The following is a 12,182-nucleotide window of genomic DNA, read 5'->3' on the forward strand; positions in this document are numbered from 1 at the left end:
GGGCGGCCTATGGAAACAGGCCGTTGCGTTGGACAAACTCTCGCAACACCACCAGCGAGCTTACCCCGAGTTTCAGCATCAAGCGGGTCTTGTAGGTGCTGATGGTTTTGTGACTGAGGTTCATCTTCAGAGCAATATGCTTGTTGGATTCACCTCTGGCCAGCTTCAGCATGATCTCCATTTCGCGGGTGGACAGAAGTGCAATCAACTCTCGCTCATCGCGGTGCGCTTCGGATTGCCCGGCATTGACCACAGGCATTTCGGGAAAGTAGGTATAACCCGAACGGACGGCCTTGATTGCATTTTGCAAATGCTGCATCGAGGCGGATTTGGCGACAAAAGCCATCGCCCCCGCACGCCGGCAACGCATCAGATAGTGTTCAGGGTCGGCCGCGGTGAAGATCAACACTTTGCAGACCAGCCCGATGGCCCTGATGCGCGCCAACACCTCCAGGCCGCCGAAGCCATCGAGTTTCAAGTCGAGCACGACCAGCTCCGGCGCGTGTTCACGTAGCATCGACACCACATCGACACCTTTGCCAGTCACATGGATCGGTTCGTAACCTGCGGACTCCAGAACCATACGAACGGCACCCACCACCACTGGGTGATCATCAACAATCAATGCTGAACCCATGACCACTCCCGGGGCGAATACCTGACATGGCGCCACCGATCTTGCATGAACGGGACTATTGGTAGCTGCGCTACTACTGTTGCACGCTGTGCACGCTGAATCACCTGTCAGATCTGACAGTTGTGCGCCAGACCGATCTGTGATCGAACACGCGATGGGCGCCCGAACGAAGCCTCGACCGAGGTCATCAACTGTTCGATGGCGCGGATTGAAGGCAAAGGCGCAGGGCTGGTGATGATCTTTGCCCCGAAATGCCCGGGAACACCGGAGGAGTCCACCGGCTCACCATAGACCAGCGCCCGCCGGATTTGCGGATGATCAAACAGAAAACCGCGAAGATCCGCCATTCCGGCCGCCAGTTCGGCATTGATCACCAGGACATCGAACGGCTGACCGCCGTAATCGACCAGCGTCAGCAGTTCGGCAAGGTTCTGCACCGGTGCAATACGGTAGTAATCGAGGCCGTTGAACATCCGCTCGATCTTCATCCGGTGAAAATGCTGCAAGTCGGCGATCAGAATGCGCAGGGTTTTGTCGGTCAATGTGAAAGTCCGGGTATTCGCTTGAAGTGACGGCAAGACTACCCAAGCATCGGGATACGCTCTGTAGGACTTTTCCGAAAAAAACCGTCACTCATCCGGATTAAAAAAGTTACTCCGTCGTGCTCGGACTCCAGAACGCCTGCACCACCAGGCTTGAAGTGGAAATCCGCTTCACCAGTGCATCCAGCTCATCGCCGTCCACCGAAGTGGTCGCCAGCGTCGCTTCGATCTCGATTTCATCGGCCCCGAAGGCGTGCACATCGACGTCACTGGCCGGGTAGTTGCTGCGTTCGAGCTCGGCTTCAAGCAAGGCGAACACGGCGGTCTGCTGCGAACGCCGGGCGATGACGTAGACGATGTTGGTGACTTCCGCCGAGACCACATCCAGCGGCTGACGGTTGATGTTGTTGACGATCGGCCGCAGCAAGGTATTGGCGGCGAGTACGAACAAGGTCCCCAGCACCGCTTCGGCCAGCAGGTCGGCACCGGCGCAGGCACCGACCGCTGCCGAGGTCCAGAGCGTGGCGGCGGTGTTGAGCCCGCGCACGTTGCCTTCTTCGCGCATGATCACGCCGGCACCGAGAAAACCGATGCCGGAAACCACATACGCGACCACCCGGACCGCGCCTTCGGCACCGGCGAGACGGTTGGCCATGTCGACGAAAATCGCCGCGCCGACCGCCACCAGAACATTGGTGCGCAAGCCCGCCGTGCGTTGCCGGTATTGGCGTTCGAAGCCGATCAGGCCGCCGAGGATGAACGCCGCGCTGAGGCTGACCAAAGTGTCGAGCAATGAGGTGAGGTTGAGATTGTTGATCGCTTGCATGTCGAACTCCTTGAAACCGCCCCCCTTGCTCCCACAAGGGGGGAATTCTTGCCTGTTACTGCCAGCCGAACCGGCGGATGTAGAAGCCTTTGACGGCTTGAGTCAGCGCCATGTACGCCAGCAGGATCACCGGCAGGAACACGAAGTACATCGACGGCAGTGCCTGCAATTTGAAGTAGTGCGCCAGCGGCCCCATCGGCAGGAAGATGCCCACGGCCATGATGATTCCGGTCATCACCAGCAACGGCATGGCCGCGCGGCTTTGCAGGAACGGAATCTTCGGCGTGCGGATCATGTGCACGATCAGCGTCTGGGTCAGCAGCCCCACCACGAACCAGCCGGACTGGAACAGGGTCTGGTGATCCGGGGTGTTGGCATCGAACACGTACCACATCAAGGCGAACGTTGTGATGTCGAAGATCGAACTGATCGGGCCGAAGAACAGCATGAAGCGCCCGACGTCCCCTGGCTGCCAGCGTTGCGGCTGTTTCAGCATCTCGTCGTCGACGTTGTCGAACGGGATCGCGATCTGCGAAATGTCATACAGCAGGTTCTGCACCAGCAGGTGCATCGGCAGCATCGGCAGGAACGGAATGAACGCGCTGGCCACCAGCACCGAGAACACGTTGCCGAAGTTCGAGCTGGCGGTCATCTTGATGTACTTGAGCATGTTGGCGAAGGTCCGGCGCCCTTCCAGCACACCCTCCTCCAGCACCATCAGGCTCTTTTCCAGCAGGATGATGTCGGCCGCTTCCTTGGCGATGTCCACCGCGCTGTCCACGGAAATCCCGATGTCTGCGGTGCGCAGCGCCGGGGCGTCGTTGATGCCGTCGCCCATGAACCCGACCACGTGGCCGTTGCCCTTGAGGATGCGCACGATGCGTTCCTTGTGCGACGGCGTCAGCTTGGCGAACACGTTGGTGGTTTCCACTGCCACGGCCAGTTCGGCGTCGCTCATGCGTTCGATGTCGTTGCCCATCAGCAGGCCTTGCTGGGCCAGGCCCACTTCGCGGCAGATCTTGGCGGTCACCAGCTCGTTGTCGCCGGTCAGCACTTTCACGGCCACGCCGTGTTCGGCCAGGGCCTTCAGCGCTGGTGCGGTGCTTTCCTTCGGTGGATCGAGGAACGCCACATAACCGATCAGCGTCAGTTCCTGCTCGTCACCCAGGCTGTAAGTGTCGCGTCCTTCAGGCATCGACCGTGCCGCCACCGCGACCACGCGCAAGCCTTCAGCGTTGAATGCTGCAGTGACCTGACGGATTTTCGCCAGCAATTCATCGCTCAAGGCTTCGTCGACTTCACCGTGACGAACCCGGCTGCACACCGCCAGCACTTCTTCAACCGCGCCTTTGCAGATCAGTTGATGCGGCTGGCCGCGCCCTTCGACGACCACCGACATGCGCCGACGATTGAAGTCGAACGGGATCTCGTCGACCTTGCGAAACGCCGTGCCGACCTTCAGCTCGCGGTGGATTTCCACGTGTTCCAGCACCGCCACGTCGAGCAGGTTTTTCAGGCCGGTCTGGTAGTAGCTGTTGAGGTAGGCCATTTCCAGCACGTCATCGGAGTCTTCGCCCCAAACGTCGACGTTACGCGCCAGGAAGATCTTGTCCTGGGTCAAAGTGCCGGTCTTGTCGGTGCACAGCACGTCCATGGCGCCGAAGTTCTGGATCGCATCCAGACGTTTGACGATGACTTTCTTGCGCGACAGGAACACCGCGCCCTTGGCCAGCGTCGAGGTGACGATCATCGGCAGCATTTCCGGGGTCAGGCCCACGGCAATCGACAGCGCGAACAGCAGTGCTTCGGTCCAGTCGCCCTTGGTGAAACCGTTGATGAACAACACCAGCGGCGCCATGACGAACATGAAGCGGATCAGCAGCCAGCTGACTTTGTTCACGCCTTGCTGAAACGAAGTCACCGCGCGATCAGTCGCCCCGACCCGCTGCGCCAGCGCACCGAAATAGGTGCTGTTGCCGGTGGTGAGAATCACCGCCACCGCCGTACCGGACACCACGTTGGTGCCCATGAACAGGATGTTGTCGAGTTCCAGCGGATTGCGCGTGTCGCGATCGGCCTGACGCGGGAATTTTTCCACCGGCATCGATTCGCCGGTCATCGCCGCCTGGCTGACGAACAGGTCCTTGGCGCTGAGCACCCGGCAATCGGCAGGAATCATGTCGCCGGCCGACAGCACGATCAGATCGCCGGGCACCAATTGCTTGATCGGCAATTCAGCGCGCGGCGCATCCCGGCGCAGCACCGTGGCGGTGTTGCTGACCATCGCTTTGAGCGCGTCGGCGGCCTGGTTGGATTTGCTTTCCTGCCAGAAGCGCAGCAGCGTCGACAGCACCACCATCGAGAAAATCACGATGGCGGCCTTGAGGTCTTCGGTCAGCCACGAGATCACCGCAAGCAAGGTCAGCAGCAGGTTGAACGGGTTTTTGTAGCAGTGCCACAGGTGGGTCCACCACGGCAGCGGTTGCTCGTGTTCGACTTCGTTGAGGCCATGCTGCGCACGCAGCACATCGACTTCGAAATCGGTGAGGCCGTCGGTGTGAGTGCCGAGGTTCGACAGCAGCACGCCGCTGTCGCAATGGGCGGCGTCCACCAGTGTATTGGCGAGAGTCGGCGGCACTTCACGGCTGACCGTGGTGTCGCTGAGGGTTTCCAGCAAGGCCAGGCGACGGAAGTGCCGGGCGATGTGGCGGGTCCGCAGGAAGCCTGCGAAAAATTCCTTGAGCGTAAGTTTCATGGCTGTTGCCCCTATGGTCAGCCGGGAAACCGTCGAGCAGGTACGTCCTCGTCCTGGGCACCGCAAAACCGGCACGGCAAGGCGTGGCGCGCCGGTCAGAAAAGACAGGCGTGTCGATAGGGCTGCAATGACGACGATGAAGTCGACTTCACAGGCTTTTCAGTGTCGATGAGAAGGACGTCGGGACATGACCGGGACCGGTCATGATCGGGATGCCGCTGCTCGCTGTTCGGCGAGACAACGGCACAAAGGAATGCGCGTTATCTTGCCGAGAATCTGCCGGTTACAAGGACCGGCCGACAACTGTCACTCGAACAAGTACCCACTGTGGGTCTCCGCTATTGATGAAAACGCGCGAAGCTTACGCCCCGATGTCTGGAGAGTAAACCCGCAAAAGGAAGTGTGTCGGGGAATGTGGCGGGTGTTCAGGAAGGGTTCAGGATTGCCCCCGAGATCGCCGAGATCGTTCCCACGCTCTGCGTGGGAACGATCAACGGTCTGGTTTAGCTGGCAGTCGCCAACAACAGATCCATCACCGAACGGCTGTGCCCACGGTTCTTGCCATGCTCATACAGCGAGCCGGCGATCTCGTCCGCGCGGATCGGCAGGATCGACAGCAGCGTATCGCTCAGACCGTGGCTGGCCTGGCAGAAGCCCTGCATGTACAGACCGGCCTTGCAGCGCTCGTCGGTGATCAACCGGTAATTGCGATCGACCTCGAAATCGCCCAGGTACTCTTCCAGCGGCGCCAGCAGTTTGCGGTGCATCTGGCGCTCGTAACCGGTGGCCAGCACGACCGCGTCGTAGGCACGCACGGTGACTTCGCCGGTGGCGTTGTTGCGCACGGTCAGTTCGATACCGCGTTCGGTGGCGGTGGCTTTCTCGACCGTGGTCAGGGTGCGGAACGCATGGCGTGCGACACCGGAAACCTTCTGGCGATAGAAGATGCCGTAGATGCGCTCGATCAGGTCGATGTCGACCACCGAGTAGTTGGTGTTGTGGTACTCGTTGACCAGACGCTCACGCTCGCTGCTCTTCTGCTGGAAGATCAGGTCGGTGAATTCCGGCGAGAACACTTCGTTGACGAACGGGCTGTCGTCCGCCGGCTTCAGGGCCGAGCCGCGCAGGATCATGTCGACCTGCACCGACGGGAACGAGTCGTTCAGGTCGATGAAGGCTTCCGCCGCGCTCTGGCCGCCACCGATGATTGCGATGCTCATCGGCTGGTTGTTGATGCACGGCTGCTTGGCCATCTCGGCCAGGTACTGCGAGTGATGGAACACCCGACCGTCGCCTTTCAGCGCCTTGAAGGCCTCGGGAATGCGCGGCGTGCCGCCGGCGCTGACCACCACCGAACGCGCAGTACGCACGAACTGCTGGCCGTCCGTACCACGGGAAATCACCCGCAGCGCTTCGACCTGATGGTTGTGCAGCACCGGCTCGATGGTCAGCACTTCTTCGCCGTAACGGCTTTGCTCGGTGAACTGCGCAGCCACCCAGCGCAGGTAGTCGTTGTACTCCATGCGGCACGGGTAGAAGGTGCCGAGGTTGATGAAGTCCACCAGACGACCATGGTGCTTGAGGTAGTTGACGAACGAGTACGGGCTGGTCGGATTGCGCAGGGTCACCAGATCCTTGAGGAAGGAAATCTGCAACTCGCTCTGGGTCGACAGGGTGTTGCCGTGCCAGCTGTAGTTGGGTTGTTTGTCGAGAAACAGAACATCCAGTTCCCCCTGGGTCGGGCCGCGCTCTTGCAGAGCGATGGCCAGCGCCAGGTTCGAAGGGCCGAAACCGACGCCGATCAGGTCGTGAACGATGGGCGATGCAATTGCCTGTGTCATTTCCAGTGTCCTCTGGACGAAAAGCCTGAGTGACCTGACCGGCCTTGAGCAGGACAGCAGATCGTCTGTTGAGTAGGAACGAGGACAGTGAAATAAAATTTAACGACGACGGCTCAATGGGCGTCCCATTGTTTGATGCGCAGGCGGCAATGCTTCATGGCGTTGACGATGTGCTTTTCCACCAGAGCCTTGGAAATCCCTAGGTGTTCGGCAATCTCGGGATGCGACAGACCTTCGATCTTGCGCAACAGAAAACTTTCGCGACACAGCGGCGAAAGTTCAGCCAGGGCACGCTGGAGCATCTCCAGTCGCTGGCCGTGATCGAAGGTATTGTGGGGCGACGGGGTGAAATAGCGCTCTTCGCTGTCGAGCACTTCCAGCGATTCGACCTGACGCAGGGCATTGCGCCGATGGTCGTCGATCACCAGATTCAAGGCTGTGCGATAGAGAAATGCCCGAGGCTGCTCGATCGGCGTTTCGCTGGATCGCTCCAGCACCCGCAGATAAGCGTCATGCACCACGTCTTCGGCCACCTGACGGTTGCCGAGCCTGGCGTTCAGGAAACACACCAACTCGCGATAGTAGTTTTCCAACATGATTCCCCGCCGCAGCGTGCGGTTTCGATCCTTGAGCCAGATCCGCGACTGTCGAAACAGGCAGTGGCACGGTAGTGGCAATTTCAGGTGCGTAATTTATAGTAATTCTCATATAGATTTAAAGCGCTGTTTCGGTTTGCCCGACAAATTGTTCTCGCCTATACCTGTTACCGCGTTTTTCAGCGCTTAAATTCGCCGCCCCTTCTCTCGTTTAACCAACAGCCCTCCCGTGTCTGTCGTGCCCTGCGACAGCATTCGGCCGTGCCCGCTTGCGGTGCCCGCCGGATGACGGGCCGATTCACACTGGCCGGAACCCCGCATGAAACGTCCCCGCCCCGCCCGACGCGCCCTGCTCATCGCTCTTTGCCTGATCCCCGTGATTGCCGTTGCGGCGTGGCAAGTCCTGCCGCCCGGTCGCGATCAGTTCGCCACCGTTTCCGTCAGCCGTGGCGACATCGAAAGCAGCGTCACCGCGCTGGGCACGCTCCAGCCGCGGCGCTATGTGGACGTCGGCGCCCAGGCGTCGGGGCAGATCCAGAAAATCCACGTCGAGGTCGGTGATGTGGTCAAGGAAGGCCAGTTGCTGGTGGAAATCGACCCGTCCACGCAAAAAGCCAAACTCGACGCCGGGCGTTTCTCCATCGAAAACCTCAAGGCCCAATTGCAGGAGCAAAAAGCCCAGCACGAACTGGCGCAGCAGAAATATCAGCGTCAGCAGAATCTCGCCGCCGGCGGCGCGACCCGCGAAGAAGACGTGCAGACCGCCCGCGCCGAACTGAAAGCCACCCAGGCGCGCATCGACATGTTCCAGGCCCAGATCCGTCAGGCCGAAGCCAGCCTGCGCAGCGATCAGGCCGAACTCGGCTACACCCGCATCTACGCGCCAATGGCCGGCACAGTGGTCGCGCTCGATGCGCGCGAAGGCCAGACCCTCAACGCCCAGCAGCAGACGCCGCTGATCCTGCGTATCGCCAAACTGTCGCCGATGACCGTGTGGGCCGAGGTCTCCGAAGCCGACATCGGCCACGTCAAACCCGGCATGACCGCCTACTTCACCACCCTCAGCGGCGGCAACCGGCGCTGGAGCAGCACCGTACGGCAGATCCTGCCGGTCCCGCCAAAACCGCTGGACCAGACCAGCCAGGGCGGCGGCAGCCCCGCCAGCACCAGCAAAAGCGGCAGTGCCCGCGTGGTGCTGTACACCGTGTTGCTGGACGTCGACAACGCCGACAACGCGCTGATGGCGGAAATGACCACGCAAGTCTTCTTCGTCGCCCACCAGGCGCAAAACGTGCTTACCGCACCGGTTGCCGCGCTGCAGGGCAGCACCACCGCCAACGTGCAGACCGCGCAGGTAATCGCCGCCAACGGCAAGATCGAAACCCGCGAAGTGCGCACCGGCATCAGCGACCGCTTGAAAGTGCAGATTCTCGAAGGCCTCAACGAGGGCGATCATTTGGTGATCGGCCCGGCCACCGGCAGCGGAGGTTGAATGCAAACGCCTCTGATCGACCTGCAGGACATCCGCAAATCCTACGGCGGCGGCGACGCGCCCGAGGTTCATGTCCTGCGCGGTATCGACCTGTCGATCCACGCCGGCGAATTCGTGGCGATCGTCGGCGCCTCCGGCTCCGGCAAATCGACACTGATGAACATTCTCGGCTGCCTCGACCGGCCGACCACCGGCGAGTACCGCTTCGCCGGGGAAAACGTCGCCGGCCTGGACACCGACGAACTGGCCTGGCTACGCCGCGAGGCCTTTGGTTTCGTGTTCCAGGGTTATCACCTGATTCCGTCCGGCTCGGCCCAGGAAAACGTCGAGATGCCGGCGATCTACGCCGGCACACCCGCCGCCGAGCGCCATGCTCGTGCCGCCGCCCTGCTCGACCGCCTCGGCCTGGCCTCGCGCACCGGCAACCGTCCACATCAACTTTCCGGCGGCCAGCAACAACGGGTGTCGATTGCCCGGGCCTTGATGAACGGCGGGCACATCATTCTTGCCGACGAGCCCACCGGCGCCCTCGACAGCCACAGCGGCAAGGAAGTCATGGCGCTGCTCGACGAACTGGCGAGCCAGGGCCACGTGGTCATTCTGATCACCCACGACCGCGAAGTGGCCGCACGAGCCAAACGCATCATTGAAATCAGCGACGGCCTGATCGTCAGCGACAGCGCCCGCCACAACCCCGAGGCCCAGACCAGCGCCAACCCCGGCGCCTTGCAGGCGGTGGATCTGCGCAAGCGCCTGACTGAAGGCGCCGAAGCGACAGGCGCCTGGAAAGGCGAACTGATCGACGCACTGCACGCCGCCTGGCGAGTGATGTGGATCAACCGCTTCCGCACCGCGCTGACCCTGTTGGGGATCATCATTGGCGTGGCCTCGGTGGTGGTCATGCTCGCGGTCGGCGAAGGCAGCAAGCGCCAGGTCATGGCGCAAATGGGCGCCTTCGGCTCGAACATCATTTACCTCAGCGGCTCGTCACCCAACCCGCGCACACCGCAAGGCATCGTCACCCTCGATGACGTGGCGGCACTGGCCAGCCTGCCGCAGGTCATGCGAATCATGCCGGTCAACGGCGCCGAAGCCGGTGTGCGGTTTGGCAATGCCGATTACCTGAGTTACGTCGGCGGCAACGACACCAACTTCCCGGCAATCTTCAACTGGCCTGTGGTGCAGGGCAGCTACTTCACCGAAGCCGATGAACGCAATGCCGCCGCAGTTGCGGTTATCGGCCACAAGGTCCGCACCAAACTGCTCAAGGATGTCGCCAACCCCATCGGCCAATACATCCTGATCGAGAACGTGCCGTTCCAGGTGGTGGGCGTGTTGGCGGAGAAAGGCGCCAGCTCCGGCGACTCCGACAGCGACAACCGCATCGCCGTGCCCTACTCCGCCGCCAGCGTCCGTTTGTTCGGCACGCGCAATCCGGAATACGTGGCGATCGCCGCCGCCGATGCGCGCAAGGTCAAGGAAGCCGAACACGCCATCGAGCAACTGATGCTGCGCCTGCACAACGGCAAGAAGGATTTCGAACTGACCAACAACGCCGCGATGATCCAGGCCGAAGCCCGCACGCAAAACACCCTGTCGCTGATGCTCGGCTCGATTGCCGCGATTTCGCTGCTGGTGGGCGGGATCGGGGTGATGAACATCATGCTGATGACCGTGCGCGAGCGCACCCGCGAGATCGGGATTCGCATGGCTACCGGTGCCCGTCAGCGCGACATCCTGCGCCAGTTCCTCACCGAAGCGGTAATGCTCTCGGTGGTCGGAGGGATCGCCGGCATCGCCCTGGCACTGATCGTCGGCGGCGTGCTGATCCTCAGCGAAGTCGCCGTGGCGTTTTCCTTGATGGCGGTGCTCGGTGCCTTTGGCTGCGCCCTTGTGACCGGTGTTGTCTTCGGCTTCATGCCGGCCCGCAAAGCCGCCCGACTCGACCCGGTGACGGCCCTTACCAGTGAATGATCGATCTATGAAATCGCGCCTCAGCCTGTTGACCGTGTGCCTGATGCTCAGCGCCTGCGGCAATCCCGTCCAGCGTCCCGACAGCGGCTTGCAGCCACCGGCGACCTGGCAGTCGCCCCACGGCGCCAGCGTCGCCCGCATCGATCCGCAATGGTGGAAGCAGTTCGGCAGCCCCGAACTCGACCGCCTGATCGAACAGGCCCGCCTCGGCAGTTTCGACCTCGCGGCCGCCATGGCGCGGGTACGTCAGGCCCAGGCCGGCACCGTGATTGCCGGCGGCTCGCAGTTGCCTGAAGTGAAAGCCGGGGCCAATGCCAATCGGCAGAAATTGCTGCGCGGTAACGGCTACAGCCAGCTCGACGCCGACAACAGCAACAAGGCGGTGGATTATTTCGACGCCAGCCTGACCGCTACTTACGAAATCGATTTCTGGGGCGGCAAACGCGCCTCCCGCGACAGTGCCCGGCTTGCCCTGCAAGCCAGCGAGTTCGATCGGGCGACCGTGGAACTGACCTTGCTCAGCGGCGTGGCCAACACCTATGCGCAGGCCTTGTCCCTGCGCGAGCAAAGTCGTATCGCCGAGCTGAATCTGGCGAACGCGCAGAACGTGCTGAAACTGGTGCAGACCCGCTTCGATTCAGGCTCGGCCACCGCACTGGAACTGGCCCAGCAGAAAAGCCTGGTGGCCGCGCAACAACGGCAATTGCCGCTGGTGCAACAACAGGCCCAGGACGCTTTGATCAGCCTCGCAGCCCTGCTCGGCCGGCCGGTGCAGGATCTGCAAACCGGCGCGGAGCCGTTCGACCGACTGCAATGGCCGACCATCTCCGCCGGCGTGCCTAGCGACCTGCTCAGCCACCGTCCGGACATCGCCCGCGCCGAGGCGCAACTGGCGGCGGCCGAAGCCGACGTCAAGGTCGCCCGCGCCGCCATGCTGCCGAGCGTGACCCTGTCTGCCCAGCTCGGCTCCGGCGCCAACCAGTTTGACGACATCATCCGCAGCCCGTTCTACAACCTCACCGCCGGACTGCTCGCCCCCGTCTTCAACAACGGGCGGCTGAGCGCCGAGCGCGACAAGGCCAGAGCCCGCCAGGAAGAACTGCTGGAAACCTATCGCGCCGCCATCATCAACGGTTTCGCCGACGTCGAAAAAGCCCTGAACAGCATTCGCGGGCTCGACGCGCAGCGGCAGTGGCAAAGTGAAGAGTTGAATCAGGCGCAGACCGCGTTCGACATCGCTCAGAGCCGCTATCAGGCAGGCGCCGAAGACTTGCTGACGGTGCTGGAAACCCAGCGCACGCTGTATGCGGCGCAGGATCTGAATGTGCAACTGCGCCTGTCGCGATTGCAGGCGAGTATCGGGTTGTACAAGGCACTGGGCGGCGGGTGGCAGGCGCTGTAATCGCAGCAAACTCAAGACCGCTTTCGCGAGCAAGCTCGCTCCCACAGCGACCGCATTCCATCTGAATGGACACGATCACTGTGGGAGCGAGTTTGCTACATAGGGCGATCCGGCTAA

Annotated in this window: 9 protein-coding genes; 3 read left to right on the forward strand and 6 right to left on the reverse strand. The window is 61.8% G+C overall.

Going from position 1 to position 12,182, the window contains the following annotated elements; genetic code table 11:
• Window positions 1-7: 7 nt before the first annotated feature.
• From CAF90_RS17870 to CAF90_RS17895, 6 genes are all read right to left on the reverse strand, one after another.
• Window positions 8-637, reverse strand: coding sequence for a response regulator transcription factor (locus tag CAF90_RS17870; protein WP_085607897.1), 630 nt, complete (start codon window positions 635-637; stop codon window positions 8-10).
• Window positions 638-744: 107 nt separating this feature from the next.
• The gene (locus tag CAF90_RS17875; protein WP_007956400.1) at window positions 745-1,179 is read right to left on the reverse strand and encodes a hypothetical protein; all 435 of its coding nucleotides are present in this window, start codon (window positions 1,177-1,179) and stop codon (window positions 745-747) included.
• Between the two features lie 109 nt (window positions 1,180-1,288).
• On the reverse strand, window positions 1,289-2,005 hold the full coding sequence (locus CAF90_RS17880) for an MgtC/SapB family protein (RefSeq protein ID WP_085607898.1): 717 nt from the start codon (window positions 2,003-2,005) through the stop codon (window positions 1,289-1,291).
• A gap of 55 nt (window positions 2,006-2,060) precedes the next feature.
• Complete coding sequence (gene mgtA / locus CAF90_RS17885; protein ID WP_007956391.1) at window positions 2,061-4,760, reverse strand: magnesium-translocating P-type ATPase; 2,700 nt, start codon at window positions 4,758-4,760, stop codon at window positions 2,061-2,063.
• 503 nt (window positions 4,761-5,263) lie between these two features.
• On the reverse strand, window positions 5,264-6,601 hold the full coding sequence (locus CAF90_RS17890) for a lysine N(6)-hydroxylase/L-ornithine N(5)-oxygenase family protein (protein WP_085607901.1): 1,338 nt from the start codon (window positions 6,599-6,601) through the stop codon (window positions 5,264-5,266).
• A gap of 113 nt (window positions 6,602-6,714) precedes the next feature.
• Complete coding sequence (locus tag CAF90_RS17895; protein WP_007956380.1) at window positions 6,715-7,197, reverse strand: sigma-70 family RNA polymerase sigma factor; 483 nt, start codon at window positions 7,195-7,197, stop codon at window positions 6,715-6,717.
• 319 nt (window positions 7,198-7,516) lie between these two features.
• Between CAF90_RS17895 and CAF90_RS17900 the strand changes: the two genes are divergently transcribed.
• From CAF90_RS17900 to CAF90_RS17910, 3 genes are read left to right on the forward strand one after another with little or no spacing between them, the layout of a single operon-like run.
• Window positions 7,517-8,689 (forward strand): efflux RND transporter periplasmic adaptor subunit, encoded by a 1,173-nt coding sequence (locus tag CAF90_RS17900; protein WP_085607903.1) that lies wholly within the window; start codon window positions 7,517-7,519, stop codon window positions 8,687-8,689.
• Window positions 8,690-10,663, forward strand: a complete 1,974-nt coding sequence (locus tag CAF90_RS17905; protein WP_085607905.1) for a MacB family efflux pump subunit — start codon at window positions 8,690-8,692, stop codon at window positions 10,661-10,663.
• Between the two features lie 7 nt (window positions 10,664-10,670).
• Complete coding sequence (locus CAF90_RS17910) at window positions 10,671-12,065, forward strand: efflux transporter outer membrane subunit (protein ID WP_085607907.1); 1,395 nt, start codon at window positions 10,671-10,673, stop codon at window positions 12,063-12,065.
• Window positions 12,066-12,182 lie beyond the last annotated feature (117 nt).

This window comes from Pseudomonas sp. B37(2017), assembly GCF_002112885.1.
Lineage (GTDB): Bacteria > Pseudomonadota > Gammaproteobacteria > Pseudomonadales > Pseudomonadaceae > Aquipseudomonas > Aquipseudomonas paraglycinae.

Bases quoted from the DNA above. Each gene is read 5' to 3' on its own strand.
- CAF90_RS17910 (WP_085607907.1), top strand. From the start codon at position 10,671: ATGAAATCGCGCCTCAGCCTGTTGACCGTGTGCCTGATGCTCAGCGCC.
- CAF90_RS17890 (WP_085607901.1), bottom strand. From the start codon at position 6,601: ATGACACAGGCAATTGCATCGCCCATCGTTCACGACCTGATCGGCGTC.
- CAF90_RS17870 (WP_085607897.1), bottom strand. From the start codon at position 637: ATGGGTTCAGCATTGATTGTTGATGATCACCCAGTGGTGGTGGGTGCC.
- mgtA (WP_007956391.1), bottom strand. From the start codon at position 4,760: ATGAAACTTACGCTCAAGGAATTTTTCGCAGGCTTCCTGCGGACCCGC.
- CAF90_RS17895 (WP_007956380.1), bottom strand. From the start codon at position 7,197: ATGTTGGAAAACTACTATCGCGAGTTGGTGTGTTTCCTGAACGCCAGG.
- CAF90_RS17880 (WP_085607898.1), bottom strand. From the start codon at position 2,005: ATGCAAGCGATCAACAATCTCAACCTCACCTCATTGCTCGACACTTTG.
- CAF90_RS17900 (WP_085607903.1), top strand. From the start codon at position 7,517: ATGAAACGTCCCCGCCCCGCCCGACGCGCCCTGCTCATCGCTCTTTGC.
- CAF90_RS17905 (WP_085607905.1), top strand. From the start codon at position 8,690: ATGCAAACGCCTCTGATCGACCTGCAGGACATCCGCAAATCCTACGGC.